We start from the raw sequence: 17,402 nt of genomic DNA on the forward strand, positions 1-17,402 counted from the left end.
CAAGCTCATCGCCGCGATGCCCCCGATGCCGTCGAAGCGGCCATTGGACCAGGCGACAGAGCGCAAATCTGTTTTGGAAATCCACATCTTGATGCCTGAAATGGAGGGAACCGCACCTACACGAACGCTGTTATGGTTATGCAGAAGATTAACGCGACCGCAGTGTCCGTCGTCGTTTTTTGAACCAAAGCTGGCCCGGGCTGGGGGAGACTTTGGCTCATTGGGCTTGATTGATTAAGCGGCGAAGTCTCAAACGACATCGTTCAGAAAAACTGGTCTGGACTTACCTTACGAGACCCACAAGCCAATTTAACGTCCCAACTGTTCGACCATTCCACGCGTGCCCGCCCTTTAGATTTCGCGTTATACATCGCAATATCCGCGCTCGCGATGAGGTCGTTAAGTGAGCGGCTTGGATGTGCAGCTGCGCATCCGATGGACAGCGTGAGGGTCAGTTTTTCAGACGTGCCTCCCGAATGGGAAGCCGTTTTGATAGAAACAGTTGTGCAGATGCGTGAAGCGACGCTGTTTGCTTCATCAATACTTGCATCTGGCAGATAAACTGCAAATTCTTCTCCACCGATCCGTCCAACAAGATCGCACGAACGTATCTGATGTTGCAGATGCTGGCCAATCCGCACGAGACAGGTGTCACCTACCAAATGGCCATAAGTGTCGTTGATGACCTTGAAGTGATCTACGTCGATCATGAACATGGCACCGCCTGCCTTCATTTCAATCAGAGCACCTGCGTCCTGCAGGAATGATTGACGATTGGGTAGTCCAGTCAGCGCATCAGTGCTGGCAAGATACGAGAGTTGCTGCTGGAGTCGGCGTTGTGATGCCATGATGCCCATCACAAAGAGACCAAACGGCGCACCGACCAAAAACGTGATCAGGCTTTCGTGTACTGAATTCTCGGAGGTAAACCCAACGGTTACCTCACTGATCCAGCCGTCAAACAGCGTGAATGTTGCAACCAGAAGAAATGACTTGATGACGAAATCCCATCGTCCCGATGGAGATACGGCATCAACAATTTTCTCCATTCGGCCCCCCTTTGTGCGCCAAGGAAAACTGTATCGACGCAGCGCACGCACCTCATCCCACCGGCAACGGGTGGTCCGAGAGCCGAAATTATCACGCGGGAACTTTTATAATTCGTTAATAAGTTGCTGATTTCCGGAAACAGCCTGACGAAGTCATGGCGCGCTGGCTTGTTATGGTCAGTTTGTTTTGCCGAGGCTAATTCTACCCCAGGCTCGGGCAGCTATCTGTCCAGACGACCGTATCTAAACTCTGCTTGAGTCATCTTCTGCACAGAACAACTCATAAAGCAGGCCAATGACGCGGCGAGACTTGGTGTCAGTCAAACTGTAGTAGATTGTTTGACCTTCCCTGCGCGGGGTAACGATGCCCTCAATGCGTAGCCGTCCGAGCTGTTGAGAAACTGTCGCCTGAGGTAGATCAAGAATGCTTTCTAACTCGCTGACTGATCTTTCGCCCTCGGTCAAATGACACAAAATCATCAGCCTTCCGCCGTGGCCAATCGCCTTAAGATAGTTGGCTGCAATGGTCGCATTTGCAGCCATTTGGCGTCGATCTTCGCTATGGATCTGATCATTGAATTCAGAGGTATTCACGGAGCCTACAGCCTTTGTGGAGATGCCAGAACTAATCATAAAATAGTACCATGTTCTCTGGAAGATTGACCAGCTAAGTCTTTGATGATGCGCATTCAGCTAAACGCCCGCGTCTGTGTGCTGCAGCACTAAGGAACGTCAGAACCCCCATTTTTTATGGCTATTGTCGACATTGACCACAGCTTTGCGGCCCCAAAGTAGAAGATAAAAAAACCTTCATAAGGCCTTCCGCAAGTCAAGAAACGGTAAGCTAGATTTCGACACATTATTGCCAAATTAATATATAGATATATGTATATCGGCATACTTATATATTCATACTTTAAATTACGAGGAGCAATCTGTTTCAAGAACAACCGCTGAGGCGATCAAATATAGTAGATGGCCAAACGCCAAAAACGAGTGAAAGAGAATAACGATGACACTACGAATTGGAAGAATCAAAAGTAACACGACCTCCATGATCGCCCTATTGGGCATTACCTTCGTTCCTGCACTTGCGACCGCAGGTGAAGTGACGCTCAAGTCCTCAGATGGCACCGTGAACATTACGGGCGAATTCATTGAGTTTACCGACAACAACTACATTATTGAAACACCCTCGGGTCCGGTGCGCGTTACAGGCAGACAGGTGAACTGCGAGGGAGCGAGTTGTCCCGAGTTCACGCTGACCGATGTTGACATAAGGCTGGCAGGCGCTGACGTTTTGGCGCAGGGTCTTGCACCTTTGCTCTTGGAGGGTTTTGCAGGGGCGCGTGAAGCAAAAGCAACTGCCACAGTTGTCAGCGGATCAGGCGAATCCGTCTTTGCCGTTGTCGACGAAGACGGATTTGGGGCCGAGTTGGCCAACTATCTGGTCAGCCCCACGTCGTCAGGCGGAGCATTCCAGTCGCTTGCCAGTAAATCGATAGACATTGGCATGTCGACACGCCGCATCTCACCTTCCGAAGCGGAGGAGCTTGGGCAGACTGGCGCTGGCGACATGTTTGACCCCGCGCAAGAACACATCGTCGCACTCGATAGTCTGGTCATGATCGTTCACCCGGATAACCCGGTGTCTGAACTCAGCTATCAGCAACTTGGCGGCATCTATGGTGGCTTTATCAAGAACTGGGCTGAGGTCGGTGGTAATGATGCGCCGATTACCTTGGTCGAACGTGATGCCGGTGCCGGCACCAGAACTGAACTAGCCAGCACCTTGGCAGGTCGTATCCTTGACCAAGTTCCACCTATTCAACCCGGCGCGGTCGTCGGTGCGAACAACGGCACCATTTCGCAGATCGTCAGCAATGATCCAAATGCAATTGGCTACGTCGGCAACTTCTTTGTTCGCGGAAATAAAGGTCTTGCGCTCATTAATGAATGCGGTCGGCGTCAGACACCGGATGCATTCTCGGTGAGAACGGAGGAGTATGCACTACACCGCTTCCTTTATCTTTATACGCGTGCTGATGTTACCGCCCAACCACTAGCAGACTTGATCGATTATGCTGTTTCTGACGAGGCGGGCGCGGTGATTTCAAAGGCGGGTTTCATTGACCTTGGGATTGATCGGCGCCAGCAGTCTTTGGACAGCGAACGTGCGAAGATTCTAGTCGATCGGGATATTGAAGAATACGACGCGGAGAATTCTCTGGCGATGCTGTCCGAGTTGGAAAACTACGATCGCCTTTCAGCCACATTTCGATTTGAGACCGGATCACGTCAGTTAACGCCGCGCGGCCTACTGAACATCGAAGTTTTGACGGAGTATCTCGAAGACCAACCCGAGGGTACGAAAGTGAAACTTGTGGGGTTTGCCGACTCCGTTGGGAACATTGCCAATAACACTGTGCTGTCACGCGGACGCGCCGAACGGGTTTTGGAAACGCTGCAGGATTTTGCAGAGGACCGGTTGTCGGGCATCGAACTGACCGCAACCGGGTATGGTGAAGCCGCACCTGTGGGCTGCAATATCTCGGATAACGGACGCCGTCTGAACCGCCGTGTCGAGGTGTGGATCGAAAACTAGCATGCATATCTGTCAAAATCCCGCCGGTCCTATTCAGGGCGGGACGGCTGATCCAACGAGTAGTCCTGCCACTGTCTATTCGTTGGATCAAGTTGTTACGGGGTAAGTAAACGCATGCAAACTGTTGATATTTCATCACAGATTGTAACGCACCAAACGTCAAACAGAATTAATATACATATGTATATGAATATACATATATACATGCATTGCTTGGCAGGCCGCAATTTCGGATTTGGCGAACCAGCATCAAACTGAGTATTCAGGAGTATAGCATATGAAGACGTTAACGTGGAGAGTTCCGGCGCTAACCAGTGGTATCGGCGCGCTGCTTTCAGCGGCAATTTTGCCCACCGACTTAGCTGCTACCAATGGCTACAACTCAAATGGATACGACAGCCAATCCAAAGGGATGTCAGGCGCAGGTGTTGCAGTTGAGACGGGTGTCATGGGGCTCGCGCAGAACCCGGCTTTCGGCAACGAGGTCGGCAATGAAGCGACTGCTTGCTTGTCGTTCTTTTCTCCGGACCGCGGTTTTACATTTGGCGGCACGGAATTTGAAAGCGAAAATGATCTGTTTCTGATCCCCTGCCTTGGCGCAAACTTTCAGATCAGTCCGGATACCACCTTTGGTGTGCTGATTTACGGCAATGGCGGATTGAACACCGAGTATGAAGCAAACCCCTTTGGCGGGTCTTCACCTTATGGCGTGAATCTGGAGCAGTTGTTTATTTCACCTAGCCTCGCCTATCAGATGAACAGCGAATGGGCGCTGGGGATCGCCCCCGTCTTGGCGTTTCAACGTTTCAGCGCAACCGGGCTGGAACCATTTGCAGGCCTTTCAACAGATCCGACCAAGCTTACCAACAACGGCGATGATTTCTCCAATGGGTTTGGCATCAATGTTGGTGCGCTTTGGAAGCCAGATGCCAACTGGAAAATTGGTGCATCATACAGATCCCGCATCAACATGAGCGCGTTCGACGAGTACGCAGGGCTCTTTGCGGAACAAGGTGATTTTGACATTCCACCTGTCGCGACAATTGGTGCCGCAGTCACACTGCCTAACGCCCCAAGCGTAACGCTTACGGCCGAATACCAACGCATTTTCTACGGCGACATCCCGGCGATCGCCAATAGCGGAGCGTTGTTTGCAACCGCTCTGGGCGCGGATGATGGCCCCGGTTTTGGTTGGAAGGACATGGATGTTGTGCGTTTGGGCGCTGTAGTCGAGGCGGACGAAAAATGGACGTGGCGGAGTGGCGTGAGTTATTCCACGAGCTTCATTGACGACGATGAGGTGCTCTTCAACACGCTGGCACCTGCAACGCCACAGTGGCACGCCTCAGTCGGTGCCGACTACATGTTCAATGATCGATGGTCTGTGACAAGCTCTTACACACGAGCTTTTGAAGGCACCGTATCGGGCGCCAACCTGACGCCTGGCTTTGATGCCCCGGTCGAACTGAGGATGGATCAGCACGACTTCACGGTTGGTGTTGTTTATAACTGGTAGGCTAGGCTAATCGGTGAGCGCGCAGGCACTCACGTTTTCTTCCGAGCGTCCTGAGCAGACTGGTGGTGCTCTGAAGTGCTGCGACTTTGTTTCCGGTCCTATTGCAAATGTATGTGAAGATCATACGCCGGTGCTGCGCGAGAGAATTGGCTGTCATATCGAACTGACGCTGTTGAAGCTGGATCAGTTGAAAGAGCTTGCTTTGCTAGAGAGAGCATGAATGACTGGTTCTAGAACTATGTCTCGAAGCGTCTTATCTTGCTCCAGCGGCATTCTATTTGCTGCGAGCACACGCAACGAGAAACTCGATCTCTCCTTTGGACTCAAAGGAGACATTCGGTCCAAGTTAATCTGGACGCAGTTCTCATGACCTGTTATTCGCTTCTTATGAAAAGCATCTGCATCATCACCTGCTGCATTATTAGCTGCTGACATCTGTCGCGGGTTGCTCTTTCACGTTTCCAATCAAAACTGAACTTGATAAGCCCGTGGCGCAACCCTGCGCGAGGCATCCATGACGACCATCCGCCTGAACAACACAAAGACCCGCAAACGCGAGGACTTTGTCCCGATTGATCCGCAAAACGTGCGTTTGTATCTCTGCGGGCCAACGGTTTATGACCGCGCGCATATGGGCAATCTGCGCCCTTCACTTGTGTTTGATGTGCTTTTTCGCTTGCTCAAAGAGGTCTATGGTGCGGATCACGTGACTTACGTGCGCAACTTCACGGATGTGGATGATAAGATCAACGCCCGCGCCGCTGAGACGGGCCGCGCCATTGGGGATATCACGGCAGAGACGATCCGGTGGTATCATGAAGATCTGGATGAGGTCGGCTTGCAGCGTCCCACGCATGAGCCGCGTGCAACTGATCATATCGGTCAGATGATCGCGATGATCGAAGTTCTGATTGAGAAAGGCCATGCTTATGCGGCAGAGGGCCATGTGCTTTTTGCGGTCGATAGCTACGCTGACTACGGTGCACTGTCAGGCCGATCTATTGACGATATGATCGCTGGTGCACGGGTTGAGGTCGCCCCTTACAAGCGCAATCCGATGGATTTCGTGCTATGGAAGCCTTCAGATGACGGTGTGCCGGGCTGGGCCAGCCCATGGGGCTACGGCCGCCCCGGTTGGCACATCGAATGCTCAGCAATGGCGCATGAACTTTTGGGCGAGACGTTTGATATTCACGGCGGTGGCAATGATTTGCAGTTCCCGCACCATGAAAATGAGATCGCACAATCTGCATGTGCCCATCCGACAGGGGAATTCGCACGCTATTGGCTGCATAACGAGATGTTGCAAGTCGAGGGCAAGAAGATGTCCAAGTCCTTGGGCAATTTCTTTACCATCCGCGACCTGCTGGATCAGGGCGTGCCGGGCGAAGTGATCCGTCTGGTCATGCTGGGGACGCACTACAGCAAGACCATGGATTGGACCGAGGCACGTCGGGCCGAAGCAGAAGGCACGCTGCGAAAATGGTACGGTATCCTGCATGGCCATGGCTTTGGGCCAGAACTAATTACGGCGCTAGAGGCCGAAGGCAAATGGGTGCCGGATGCGGAGTTCATTGGCGTGCTGGCCAATGATCTGAATACATCCGGTGCGCTGGCCCGGCTGCATGTGTTGGCCAAAGGCAAAACGCCGGTCGCGCTGGCTGGATTTGCCTATGGCATGCAAATGCTGGGCTTGGTGAACGATTGGTCCGCGATCCCGCAGTTTGATGGGGGTGAGGCGGGTGCAGGTGTGGCCCCGGCCATTGCGGGGCGTGTTGATGCGCTCTTGGCAGATCGGGCGGCGGCACGCGCGGCCAAGGATTGGGCGCGGGCGGATCAGGTGCGCGATATCCTGAGTGCTGCGGGTGTGCAGGTGACGGATGTGGGCGGGCAAGCCACCTGGGCACCGGGGCCTGACTTTGATGCGGCCAAGCTGGAGGGTCTGTGATGACACCCGAGTTTTGGATTACAATCGCAGCCATTGTACTTGGCCCCATAATCGCTGTGTTCTTGGCGCAGCAATTGCAAAAATCAGAGCAAGAGAAACAGAAACGCCTTTTCGTTTTTAGAACTCTTATGACGACGAGAAGGATGGTTCTAAGTCCTGATCGAGTCCAAGCTTTGAACCTGATCGAGGTTGAATTCTCAAGTTACCCAAAAGTCATGGGGAAGTTCCGAGAATTACTTGCAGTTTATAACGATGTTGCTCGCTGGAAATCAGATGACGAGAGCGTTCGAAAGAAAGTGCTGGAGGACGTAGACGACAAGACCGCTGAGTTGCTTGGACAAATCGGAAAGACCCTTGGATATAAGCTCAATGACTTAGACTTATTGCGCGGTGGTTACGCTCCAGAAGCCTTCGGATTGTTGGAGCAGCAACAAGCAGAAATCAGAGAGTTTCTGGCGGGGCTTAACCGCGGGGATCGTCTGCTTCCAGTGGCCGTTGTTGACTATCGTCACTCAGAAAAGTTGCTGGAGCAGGCCCGCGACGCTCAGGTCCTCCTCGAAGCGGCTCAGAAAGAACAGGACGCGTCATGACCAAAGAGCGCCTTTACCTTTTCGATACGACCCTGCGTGACGGCGCGCAGACCCAAGGTGTCCAGTTTTCGGCTGGTGAAAAGCAACAGATTGCTGCCGTTCTTGATGCGTTGGGTCTTGATTATATCGAAGGGGGCTGGCCGGGCGCAAACCCGACCGATACCGAGTTTTTTGCAAGCCCACCCAAGACCCGTGCCACCTTTACGGCCTTTGGCATGACCAAGCGCAGCGGCCGATCGGCCGAGAATGACGATGTTCTTGCAGCTGTGATGAACGCGGGCACGCCTGCCGTCTGTCTGGTCGGGAAGGCGCATGATTTCCATGTGACGACTGCGCTGGGGATCAGCCTTGAGGACAACATCGAAAACCTTTCCGCCAGCTTTGCCCATATCAAAGCGCAGGGCCGTGAGGGGCTGTTTGATGCCGAACATTTCTTTGATGGTTATAAAGCCAACCCGGACTATGCCTTGCAGGCAATCCATGCGGCCTATGATGTGGGGGCGCGCTGGATTGTGTTGTGTGACACCAACGGCGGCACGCTGCCGCATGAGGTTACGGACATTGTGACAGCGGTGATTGCCAGCGGCATTCCCGGCGATCATCTGGCGATCCATACCCATAATGATACCGAGAACGCGGTCGCCAATACGCTGGCAGCAGTGCTGGCGGGTGCCCGGCAGGTGCAAGGCACGTTGAACGGCTTGGGTGAGCGGTGTGGCAATGCCAACCTGACGACGCTGATCCCCACTTTGCTCCTGAAAGAACCCTATGCGAGCATGTTTGAAACGGGTGTAACGCATGATGGTCTGAAAGGCTTGCGCCGTGCCTCGCGGTTGCTGGATGATATCCTCAACCGGGTGCCTGCAAAGCAAGCACCATATGTGGGCGCCTCTGCCTTTGCCCATAAATCCGGGCTGCACGCAAGCGCGATTGCCAAAGACCCGACCACCTATGAGCATGTTGATCCGGCGGCGGTCGGCAACAGCCGCATCGTGCCGATGTCGAACCAAGCCGGGCAATCAAACCTGCGCGCCCGGTTGCTGGAGGCAGGGCTTGAGGTCGCCGCCGATGACCCCGCCTTGCCGCGCATTGTTGCGCGGATCAAGGAGCGTGAGGCGCAGGGGTTTTCCTATGATACAGCACAGGCCAGTTTTGAACTGTTGGCGCGCGAAGAGCTTGGCACGCTGCCTCGGTTTTTTGAGGTCAAGCGGTATCGCGTCACGGTCGAGCGCCGCAAGGACAAGCGCAATCGGATGGTCTCGATCTCTGAGGCGGTTGTTGTCACCAAGGTGCACGGCAAGAAGATGCTGAATGTCAGCGAAAGCCAAGGCCCGGATGGGTCGGACCAAGGCCCGGTGAACGCGCTCAGCCGCGCGCTGTCCAAGGACCTTGGCCCATATCAGGATATCATTGACGATATGCAGCTGGTCGACTTCAAAGTCCGCATCACCAACGGCGGGACCGAGGCTGTGACCCGCGTCATCATCGACAGCGAAGACGGCAAGGGGCGCCGCTGGTCCACCGTTGGAGTGAGTGCGAACATCGTCGACGCCTCTTTTGACGCGCTGATTGATGCGATCAATTGGAAATTGATCCGCGACGGGGCGAAGGCAGACGCATGAGCTTTGAGGCCTGTGCTGCGCTGGTTGAAAAGGCCGACCCCTTGCGCTTTCGCGTCGCAATGGCAGCGCCTGTCGCGGCGCGCCAAATCTTGTTTCCGCTCTATGCGTTTAATGTCGAAGTCGCCCGCGCGCCCTGGGTGACGCAAGAGGCGATGATTGCCGAGATGCGTTTGCAATGGTGGCGTGATGCATTGGAAGAGATTGCCCTCGGCAAGACGGTACGGCGGCACGAGGTCGTGGATGCCTTGGCGGGCTGTCTGGACCGCGAGGGTGCGCAATGCCTTGATGGTCTGGTCGCGGCGCGGCGGTGGGACGTCTATAAGGACCCGTTTGAAGGGGGCGATCATTTTGATGAGTATATTGATGCAACCTCTGGCCATCTGATGTGGACAGCTGCGCGGTTGCTTGGCACCGCTGAGGAAACCGTGGTGCGGGGGTTTGCATATGGTGTGGGGGTCGCAAATATCTTTCAGGCGGTGCCGGCCTTGCAGGGGCAGTCGCGCCAGCCGCTGATTGATGGATCTGATGCGGGCGTCGCGGCTTTGGCGGGGCGGGGCTTGGCGCGTTTGGATAAAGCGCGGGGACAACGTGGTGCAGTTTCAAAGGCATCGGGTTCTGCATTGGTTGCGGGCTATCATGCGCGTCCGGTGCTGCGCATGGTGCAGACTGCGCCGGGGCGTGTGAAAGCAGATGCGATCGATACCAATCCGGCGCGTGACAGCTTGCGGTTTCTGAATGTTTCATTGCGTGGTTGGTGGCGCTAATTTGCGGCGACCTCTGCGATTGCGCGCCTGAGCGCCTTTGCGCCGCGTGGGTTTAGTTTTTCTACTGCCGTCTCCGGCGCAATGTCATGTTGATCCAGAAAAACCGCCAACGCATATGCGCGCGACTCTTGCGTCATATAGCCGGACCATCCCATTTGGGCAGGACCCTCGATCGCGAAAAGGCCAAAGCCGTGCGTGATGCAATGTAGATCGGTCGAAAGCTCGTGCACCGGCTCACCGCCTGGCATGAGGTCAATGTAATTGGCCAGTCGCGCATGCATCAATTCATGCGTCATCGTGTTGATGAAGGCGACGGGCTGGCGCATCAGCGCAGGATCATATGAGATTAGTGGGTTTTCCCAATCGTGTTCATAAGTGCCCCCGACTGATGAAAGGTCTTGGTAGGTGTGACGGTATTCGGGGTCGATCATATCCAGTGGCTCCACAGGGATCCGTCGCACTGGGATCAGAGCCGCAATATCATCAGCGATCTGCTGGGCGATTTTGGGGGTGTCACCAGCGTCTGCGGTGAAGAATTGCCTGCTGGCCGTTATAAGTTGGCGTGAGGCGGACCAGTCATGACCAAAGGTCTTGTTCGTCCAGTCAAAGCCGTCGTAAATCCAGTCCTTCAGATCATCGCTGATACTTGATTTCTTGCGCCAAAACATCTGGCTTCCCGTTCTAGACAGCCATCTTTGGCTGGCGCACCAGCCAGATCAGTGAACCGCCGGCCAACACGAGGAAGGGAACCATCGCCATGTTCACGGCATTCCAGCCTTCGACCGGCGATCCGCCAGAACAGTTCATCAGCCCACCAGAGGCCAGCGATGCAACGGTGACCATGCCAAAGACAATCATGTCGTTCATGCCTTGTACGTTGCCACGCTCTTCGGGCTTATGTGCGCCCGCCAACATGGTCGTGGCTCCGATAAAGCCAAAATTCCAGCCAAGGCCGAGCAGGATCAGGGCCAGGTAGAAATTGGTAAGTTCAACACCAGACAGAGCGACACCGCCTGCCAGCGCGAGAATAACCAAACCGAGCGAGACAATCCGCTCAACCCCGAAGCGGGCGATCAGGTGCCCGGTGAAGAAAGAGGGTGCAAACATCGCCAGCACATGGGCCGAGACGATGTCGTTGGCATTGTCGGTGGTAAAGCCGCAGCCGACGACAGCGAGTGGTGTCGATGTCATCACTAGGTTCATCAGCGCGTAGGACACCATCGCACAAATGACAGCGACCAAGATACGTGGGTCGCGGATCAGCTCCATCCGTGAGCGGCCGGTTGTGGACGCCGTTTCCGGTTCTGTTCTAGAGCCCTTGGGCAGGTCCAGCCAGAGGAACAACAGCATGCCTACAAGGTTCAACGCGATGATCGCGATGTAGGTTCCGAGAAAGGGGACGACGTAGGCGTCTTGCACCAATTTGTTGAGTTGTGGGCCGACGATGGCTGACAAAAGCCCGCCCGCCATCACGTAAGAGATGGCTTTGGGGCGGAAGGCCTCGGACGCGGTATCGGTCGCGGCGAAGCGGTAAAAACCCTGTGCAGACATATAGATACCGGTGAGGTAGGAACCTGCCAGCAGCGTGATGAATGAACTGGTGTAGAGGCCGTAGGCGGACACCGCTGCGCCGCATGCGCCAGCGAAGGCGCCAAGGAAAAAACCAAACCGCCGTCCGTTGCGCTGCATCAGCGGGCTGATCCACGGTGCTGTGGTCATTGATCCGAAGACGATGAACGATATGGGCAGCGTGGCAAGGCAAACATTGCTGGCCAGTTGTCCACCTGCCAGACCACCGACGACAAAGATCATCGGCAATTGCGCGCCAAGTATGGCTTGGGCCAGCACCAGAACAGCCACATTTCGTTTGGCCCGTGTGTCATCAACATCAATCATTCTGTATCGGTACGCCTGCTCTGACGTGGGTGCAAGGATTGCTTATGCACAGTCGATAATATGGGCAAAGCTTCCGCTGACCTTGTCTTGGATCAAACCCATGGGGGGAAGTGCAGTGCCTTCTGCGTCATGGGTTTGGAAAAGAGGGGTGCCTTCGGCCCGCAGGGTTGTGGCGTAGTGAAATTCATGGCCTTTCCATGCACCCGCAAAGGGGCCTGTACCGGCAATGAGGTCGCGGTAGCCGAGGTGCAGCTTGCGTGTGGCGAATGATGTGTCCAACCGCAGGAGCCCCGCCATTTTGTGCGTGATGCCCTCTGTGTCAGTCAGGGTCTCGCCCAAGGTCATATAGCCGCCGCACTCACCATAAATCTGGGCTTTGCTGTTTTGCAGGGAGGCGAGAAAGATTGCGTTTGCGGCAAGCTTTCCAGCGTGTAGTTCGGGGTAGCCGCCGGGTAGGTAGATCAAATCGGCTTGCGGCGCTGGCGCATCGGCAAGCGGCGAAAAGAAGCGGATGCTGGCACCGGCGTCGTGCCAGTCTTGCACCAAATGCGGGTAGCTGAAGGCGAAGGCTGCGTCATGGGCGATAGCGATGCTCTGCGCTGGTGGTGTTCGCTTTTTGTATGAAGGCTGGGACGGCAGCGGTTTAAGCAGGGCTTCTAGCGCGGGCATGTCACAATGATCATTGATCAGCGCTGCCGCGCGATCCAGATAGCGATCGAGGTCTGGCCGTTCCTGCGCCTGCACCAGACCCAGATGTCTGGATGGTTGATTGAGTGCGGGCGCGCGCGGGATAGCACCAAAGATGGGTGTATCGCCCAGCGCGCGGCGCAGCATCGCTTCGTGTCGCGCCGAGCCGACATTGTTGAGGATGATCCCGGCGATCTGCACGTCTGGATCATGTTGCATGAACCCTTTTGCCAGCGGTGCGATTGAGTCTGCCATTTTGCCTGCGTCAATGACCAGGATCACGGGAAGGTTCAGAATGCGGGCGAGATCGGCTGTGGCCCCTTTGCCGTCTGGCGGTGCGCCGTCAAAAAGGCCCATGGCCCCTTCAATGATCAATGGCGCGCCATCTGCGCTACGTGTCTTGATCCGTTCTGGCGTCATCGCCCAGGCGTCGAGATTCAGGCAGGGCTGGCCGCAGGCGGCTTCGTGAAAGCGCGGGTCAATGTAATCCGGCCCCGACTTGGCGGCTCTGACGGGCACTTTGCGTCTTTTAAGCGCGCGCAGCAGGCCAAGGGTAAGTGTGGTCTTGCCGCTGCCGGATGCAGGGGCTGCAATAATAAAGCTCATCGCTGACGGAGGCGGTGGTCTGCCTCCGGCGGAAGTTTGATTGGACGAAGAAAGAGGTGGCCGGCCATTTGATCAGGCAGATTCGGCGGGACGTCCGCGACCAAGCGGATCGAGATTGCGCGGTGCTTGCCCTGCAGCCATGTTTTGCCAGTCCAGCACTTGCCGCATGAGTACCGATTGCCCGATGCAGATAATTGCGGGCGGGGCGAGGTTGGCGGTGGCGATGTCATCTACGATTGTGCCAAGTGTTGTTTCAAGCACCTGCTGGTCATCTGTTGTTGCTGTTGTCACCACCGCTGCGGGTTCTAACGGGCTGCGCCCTGCCGCCATCAATTGTGTAGCGATTTGGGCGATATGTTTCATGCCCATATAGATCACGATGACCTGGCTGCCTTTCGAGATACTTTGCCAGTCCAGTGAGCTGGGTGTGTTACCGGATTGGTCGTGTCCGGTCACAAAGGTCACCGATTGGTTCACGTCGCGGTGGGTGACAGGGATGCCTGCATAGGCCAGACCGCCGATGCCTGCAGAAATGCCGGGGATGATGCGGATGGGAATGCCATGTTGGACGAGCGTTTGCGCCTCTTCGCCACCGCGTCCGAAAACGAAGGGATCGCCGCCTTTCAGCCGCAGGACCCGTTTGCCCTCGCGTGCCAGATCAACCAACCGCAGTGAGATATCACGTTGTTTGGCCGACGGCTTGCCGCCCCGTTTGCCTGCATAGATATGCTCTGCCTGCGGAGCCCATGCGAGAATGTCTTCCTGCACCAGCGCATCATAGATCACGACGTCGGCCTGCCGCAACGCGTTGACCGCGTGCAGCGTCAAAAGCCCCGGATCGCCTGGACCGGCGCCACATAACCAGACCCAGCCGGGTTCCAACTCAGGCCATGTGTGGGTCGGGAGGGGGACATCATTATTCATACCTATCTTTATGCCGCTGATTGCGCGTCTTGGAAAGGTGACAAACGACCTCGTATTGGTGATTGCCGTCACGTGCTTGCCTGCCTATCTTCGCGCGCAATGACGAACGAGACCACACCAGAATTGCGCCGAGGCTGGACCACAGGTGCCTGTGCGACGGCGGCGACCAAGGCGGCGTTGATGCGGCTTTGGGGTGGGGCGTTCCCGCAAGAGGTAGGCATTACACTACCGAAAGGCGAGACACCGGTGTTTCCGCTTGTATTGACTGAGGCGGGCGCGGGTTTTGCGCGCGTCGGTATTACCAAGGATGCCGGTGACGATCCCGATGTCACCCATGGGGCGTTGATTGTGGTCACTGTTACGGTGTCCTTGGGGGGTGTTGTCTTTGCAGCCGGTGAGGGTGTGGGGACAGTCACCAAGGCTGGTCTGCCCATTGCGGTGGGTGAACCTGCGATCAACCCGGTCCCGCGTGAGATGATTACGGCGGTCGTTCAAGAGATGGCCGATAGGTTCGGCCAGCCGCCGGATATCAGGGTTGAGGTGTCCGTGCCTGGCGGGCGGGCGCTTGCCCTGAAGACGTGGAACCCGCGATTGGGGATTGAAGGTGGGCTATCTATTCTTGGCACCACCGGTGTTGTGCGTCCGTTCAGCTGTGCTGCCTGGATTGCATCTATCCACCGGGGCATTGATGTCGCGCGCGCAGAAAAGCTGCCTCATGTGGCAGGCTGCACCGGGGCGACATCTGAGAAAGCCGTGCAGGCGCTTTATGATCTGCCGGATCATGCCATGCTGGATATGGGGGATTTTGCGGGGGGTATGTTGAAGTATTTGGTTAAGCGTCCGGTGGGGCGCGTCACTATTGGAGGGGGAATTGGTAAAATGACGAAACTGGCACAGGGGGCTGTCGATTTGCATTCGAAGCGTAGTCAGGTGGATTTCGCCGGGTTGGCAGATCTTTCTGGCGATATGCGTGTTGCTGAGGCGAACACTGCGTTGGAAGCCTATGAGATTGCCGGGTCGGCGCTGGCTGAGAAAGTTGCAGGGCAGGCGTTGGCGCAGGTGCAGGCCCGCTTTGGATCGCCTGACATCGCATTCGATATCGTCATTATTGACCGCAAGGGTGCTATCATCGCGAGAGCAGGCGCATGACGCTGCTGGTGTTGGGCGGTACAGGCGAGGCGCGCCAGATTGCAGAGCGCTTGCAAGGGCAGGATGCTGTGATCTCACTTGCAGGGGCAACGCGGAACCCTGATGAGCAACCTTTGCCAACACGTATTGGCGGCTTTGGCGGGGAGGCCGGGTTTCTGGACTATCTGCAAAAGGCGGGGATCACGGCCGTGCTGGATGCAACGCATCCTTATGCGCAGCGGATCACAACGCGTACGGCGCAGCTTTGCAGTGCACAGAGGGTGCCTTACGTGCAGTTTCTGCGCGCGCCCTGGACCCCAGAGCCCCGTGACCGCTGGGTTGAGATCAGCTCCGAGACAGAGGCCGTGGATTACATCCCGCACGGGTCGGTCGTGTTTCTGGGAACCGGTCGGCAGACACTGGAGCGTTTTGCGAACTTGGAAGGGCGCGAGGTGATTTGCCGCCAGATTGATCCGCCGGTAGACCCGTTTCCCTTTCCCGGTGGGCAATATTTGATCGGAAGACCACCTTTTTCGGTCGAGGATGAGATTGCGCTGTTTCAGGATCTTGCCGTTGATTTCTTGGTCGTCAAGAATGCTGGCGGCACATCAAGCCGCACCAAAGTGACGGCGGCGGGATTGTTGGGCCTTCCTGTTTTGATGATCGCCCGGCCCCCGCAGGGCGATTGGCCGGTGGTCAATACCATCACAGGCGCATTGGCTTGGGTGCATGCGCTTTGAAAGAGCGGATTATTCGCTCTGATATCTGTGTGGCAGAAGGGGCGGCGTGGCTTTGCGCGGCAGACCCGCGATTTGCGCAGGCGATGGATGGATTGCCGCCTTTGCCGTTGCGCTTGAAACCTGACGGGTTTGCCGAACTGCTGAGTGCGATCGTGAGCCAGCAAGTCAGCGTTGCATCGGCAAACGCGATCTGGAGGCGGCTGCGAGAGGCCGGGATGGTGACACCCGCAGCGGTGGCACAGTCCAGCGAAGAAGACTTACGCGCGCTTGGCCTGAGCCGCCAGAAGGCCAGATATGCGCATGCCTTGGCGCTGGCGGAGGTTGATTATGACGGGCTGCGGTATGTACCGGCCTGCGAGGTGATCAAGACACTTACCGCCGTGCCGGGTATTGGCGCTTGGACAGCCGAGATTTATGCGATGTTCTCTTTAGGTCGTGCCGATGTGTTTGCTCCGGGTGATCTGGCGTTGCAGGAAGCTGCGAAACTGATCTTTGAACTGCCGGAACGACCCAAGGAAAAGGACTTGCGTGTGATGGCAGAGGACTGGTCGCCTTGGCGATCGGTTGCAGCCCGGATCATGTGGGCCTACTACAAGCATCACAAACAACGGGAAGGCATTAGATGACACGAGCTTTGGACGCCCAGCGGCGCGCACCTGTATCGGGCGAAACACGCTCTTGTGTGGTGTTTCTGCATGGCTATGGCGCGAATGCCGCTGATCTGATTGGTCTGGCTGATCCTTTGGGTGAACATATGCCCGATACGCTGTTTATCTCGCCTGATGCGCCAGAGGAATGTGCGGGTGCGCCGATGGGCCGCCAGTGGTTTCCGATCCCGTGGATTGATGGATCAAGCGAGGAAGAAAGCAAGCTAGGCCTTGATCGCGCAGCCGCCGATCTGGATGCGTTTCTTGATGGTGTGATGGTCGATGAAGACCTTTTGCCTGAACAGGTGATGGTGCTGGGCTTTTCACAAGGCACGATGATGGCGCTGCATGCGGTGCCGCGCCGCGAGGATGCGGTTGCCGGGATCGTTGCCTTCTCTGGCCGTTTGCTGGAGCCGGAACTTTTGGCTGACGAAACACAAAGCCGCCCGCCGGTTTTGCTGATCCATGGGGATGCTGATGATGTGGTGCCACCGCAATCGCTGCCGCAAGCGGCTGAGGCGCTGCAAGAGGCAGGTTGGAAAGAGGTTTACGCCCATGTCATGAAGGGCACGGGGCATGGGATCGCGCCAGATGGCCTGTCGGTTGCACTGGCTTTTATGCGTGATAGGCTGGGTCTGAGCTGATGAGAGGATGTGTTTTTGTCTTCTGTTAAGTGTTCC

At 56.0% G+C, this 17,402-nt stretch carries 17 protein-coding genes; 11 read left to right on the forward strand and 6 right to left on the reverse strand.

Features of this window, described 5'->3' with window-relative positions:
* Positions 1–263 precede the first annotated feature (263 nt).
* Both BC777_RS02280 and BC777_RS02285 read right to left on the reverse strand, forming a co-directional pair.
* Positions 264–1,049, reverse strand: coding sequence for a GGDEF domain-containing protein (locus tag BC777_RS02280; RefSeq protein ID WP_100366543.1), 786 nt, complete (start codon positions 1,047–1,049; stop codon positions 264–266).
* 243 nt (positions 1,050–1,292) lie between these two features.
* Positions 1,293–1,592: an ArsR/SmtB family transcription factor gene (locus BC777_RS02285; RefSeq protein ID WP_245834244.1), complete on the reverse strand. Its 300-nt coding sequence runs from the start codon at positions 1,590–1,592 to the stop codon at positions 1,293–1,295.
* A gap of 469 nt (positions 1,593–2,061) precedes the next feature.
* Between BC777_RS02285 and BC777_RS02290 the strand changes: the two genes are divergently transcribed.
* From BC777_RS02290 to BC777_RS02315, 7 genes are all read left to right on the forward strand, one after another.
* Positions 2,062–3,654 (forward strand): phosphate ABC transporter substrate-binding/OmpA family protein, encoded by a 1,593-nt coding sequence (locus BC777_RS02290; protein WP_100366545.1) that lies wholly within the window; start codon positions 2,062–2,064, stop codon positions 3,652–3,654.
* Between the two features lie 277 nt (positions 3,655–3,931).
* Positions 3,932–5,170: an OmpP1/FadL family transporter gene (locus BC777_RS02295; protein WP_100366546.1), complete on the forward strand. Its 1,239-nt coding sequence runs from the start codon at positions 3,932–3,934 to the stop codon at positions 5,168–5,170.
* Positions 5,171–5,183: 13 nt separating this feature from the next.
* Positions 5,184–5,390 (forward strand): hypothetical protein, encoded by a 207-nt coding sequence (locus BC777_RS19195; RefSeq protein WP_133122503.1) that lies wholly within the window; start codon positions 5,184–5,186, stop codon positions 5,388–5,390.
* A 294-nt stretch (positions 5,391–5,684) separates the two neighbouring features.
* Complete coding sequence (gene cysS, locus BC777_RS02300; RefSeq protein WP_100366547.1) at positions 5,685–7,118, forward strand: cysteine--tRNA ligase; 1,434 nt, start codon at positions 5,685–5,687, stop codon at positions 7,116–7,118.
* A complete protein-coding gene (locus BC777_RS02305; protein WP_100366548.1) occupies positions 7,118–7,708 on the forward strand; it encodes a DUF6680 family protein in 591 nt (196 codons plus the stop codon). Before cysS ends, BC777_RS02305 begins: the two co-directional genes overlap by 1 nt.
* Positions 7,705–9,330 (forward strand): citramalate synthase, encoded by a 1,626-nt coding sequence (cimA, locus tag BC777_RS02310; RefSeq protein WP_100366549.1) that lies wholly within the window; start codon positions 7,705–7,707, stop codon positions 9,328–9,330. Before BC777_RS02305 ends, cimA begins: the two co-directional genes overlap by 4 nt.
* Entirely contained in the window at positions 9,327–10,094 is a 768-nt protein-coding gene (locus BC777_RS02315; RefSeq protein WP_100366550.1) for a squalene/phytoene synthase family protein, read from the forward strand. The genes cimA and BC777_RS02315 overlap by 4 nt, the downstream gene beginning before the upstream one ends.
* Here the strand turns inward: BC777_RS02315 and BC777_RS02320 are convergent.
* The 4 genes from BC777_RS02320 to cobA form a co-directional block, all read right to left on the reverse strand.
* Positions 10,091–10,762, reverse strand: a complete 672-nt coding sequence (locus tag BC777_RS02320; protein ID WP_100366551.1) for a hypothetical protein — start codon at positions 10,760–10,762, stop codon at positions 10,091–10,093. The two genes, BC777_RS02315 and BC777_RS02320, sit on opposite strands and share 4 nt — an antisense overlap.
* Before the next feature lie 13 nt (positions 10,763–10,775).
* Positions 10,776–11,990: an MFS transporter gene (locus tag BC777_RS02325; protein WP_100366552.1), complete on the reverse strand. Its 1,215-nt coding sequence runs from the start codon at positions 11,988–11,990 to the stop codon at positions 10,776–10,778.
* Positions 11,991–12,032: 42 nt separating this feature from the next.
* Positions 12,033–13,283: a cobyrinic acid a,c-diamide synthase CobB gene (locus BC777_RS02330; RefSeq protein ID WP_100366553.1), complete on the reverse strand. Its 1,251-nt coding sequence runs from the start codon at positions 13,281–13,283 to the stop codon at positions 12,033–12,035.
* Between the two features lie 72 nt (positions 13,284–13,355).
* Positions 13,356–14,207 (reverse strand): uroporphyrinogen-III C-methyltransferase, encoded by an 852-nt coding sequence (gene cobA, locus BC777_RS02335; protein WP_100366554.1) that lies wholly within the window; start codon positions 14,205–14,207, stop codon positions 13,356–13,358.
* Between the two features lie 99 nt (positions 14,208–14,306).
* On the opposite strand from cobA, the gene BC777_RS02340 reads away from it, so the two are divergent.
* The 4 genes from BC777_RS02340 to BC777_RS02355 are packed head-to-tail and all read left to right on the forward strand — an operon-like array spanning position 14,307 to position 17,366.
* Entirely contained in the window at positions 14,307–15,356 is a 1,050-nt protein-coding gene (locus BC777_RS02340) for a cobalt-precorrin-5B (C(1))-methyltransferase (RefSeq protein ID WP_100366555.1), read from the forward strand.
* Entirely contained in the window at positions 15,353–16,075 is a 723-nt protein-coding gene (locus BC777_RS02345; RefSeq protein WP_100366556.1) for a cobalt-precorrin-6A reductase, read from the forward strand. The genes BC777_RS02340 and BC777_RS02345 overlap by 4 nt, the downstream gene beginning before the upstream one ends.
* On the forward strand, positions 16,057–16,701 hold the full coding sequence (locus BC777_RS02350) for a DNA-3-methyladenine glycosylase family protein (RefSeq protein ID WP_245834122.1): 645 nt from the start codon (positions 16,057–16,059) through the stop codon (positions 16,699–16,701). Before BC777_RS02345 ends, BC777_RS02350 begins: the two co-directional genes overlap by 19 nt.
* Positions 16,698–17,366, forward strand: coding sequence for an alpha/beta hydrolase (locus BC777_RS02355; RefSeq protein WP_100366557.1), 669 nt, complete (start codon positions 16,698–16,700; stop codon positions 17,364–17,366). The genes BC777_RS02350 and BC777_RS02355 overlap by 4 nt, the downstream gene beginning before the upstream one ends.
* Positions 17,367–17,402 lie beyond the last annotated feature (36 nt).

This window comes from Yoonia maricola (assembly GCF_002797915.1).
GTDB classification, from domain to species: Bacteria; Pseudomonadota; Alphaproteobacteria; order Rhodobacterales; family Rhodobacteraceae; genus Yoonia; species Yoonia maricola.

Excerpts from the sequence above, each read along its gene's own strand:
- BC777_RS02280 (WP_100366543.1), bottom strand. The coding sequence starts at position 1,049 with ATGGAGAAAATTGTTGATGCCGTATCTCCATCGGGACGATGGGATTTC.
- BC777_RS02285 (WP_245834244.1), bottom strand. The coding sequence starts at position 1,592 with ATGGCTGCAAATGCGACCATTGCAGCCAACTATCTTAAGGCGATTGGC.
- BC777_RS02290 (WP_100366545.1), top strand. The coding sequence starts at position 2,062 with ATGACACTACGAATTGGAAGAATCAAAAGTAACACGACCTCCATGATC.
- BC777_RS02295 (WP_100366546.1), top strand. The coding sequence starts at position 3,932 with ATGAAGACGTTAACGTGGAGAGTTCCGGCGCTAACCAGTGGTATCGGC.
- cysS (WP_100366547.1), top strand. The coding sequence starts at position 5,685 with ATGACGACCATCCGCCTGAACAACACAAAGACCCGCAAACGCGAGGAC.
- BC777_RS02305 (WP_100366548.1), top strand. The coding sequence starts at position 7,118 with ATGACACCCGAGTTTTGGATTACAATCGCAGCCATTGTACTTGGCCCC.
- cimA (WP_100366549.1), top strand. The coding sequence starts at position 7,705 with ATGACCAAAGAGCGCCTTTACCTTTTCGATACGACCCTGCGTGACGGC.
- BC777_RS02315 (WP_100366550.1), top strand. The coding sequence starts at position 9,327 with ATGAGCTTTGAGGCCTGTGCTGCGCTGGTTGAAAAGGCCGACCCCTTG.
- BC777_RS02320 (WP_100366551.1), bottom strand. The coding sequence starts at position 10,762 with ATGTTTTGGCGCAAGAAATCAAGTATCAGCGATGATCTGAAGGACTGG.
- BC777_RS02325 (WP_100366552.1), bottom strand. The coding sequence starts at position 11,990 with ATGATTGATGTTGATGACACACGGGCCAAACGAAATGTGGCTGTTCTG.
- BC777_RS02330 (WP_100366553.1), bottom strand. The coding sequence starts at position 13,283 with ATGAGCTTTATTATTGCAGCCCCTGCATCCGGCAGCGGCAAGACCACA.
- cobA (WP_100366554.1), bottom strand. The coding sequence starts at position 14,207 with ATGAATAATGATGTCCCCCTCCCGACCCACACATGGCCTGAGTTGGAA.
- BC777_RS02340 (WP_100366555.1), top strand. The coding sequence starts at position 14,307 with ATGACGAACGAGACCACACCAGAATTGCGCCGAGGCTGGACCACAGGT.
- BC777_RS02345 (WP_100366556.1), top strand. The coding sequence starts at position 15,353 with ATGACGCTGCTGGTGTTGGGCGGTACAGGCGAGGCGCGCCAGATTGCA.
- BC777_RS02355 (WP_100366557.1), top strand. The coding sequence starts at position 16,698 with ATGACACGAGCTTTGGACGCCCAGCGGCGCGCACCTGTATCGGGCGAA.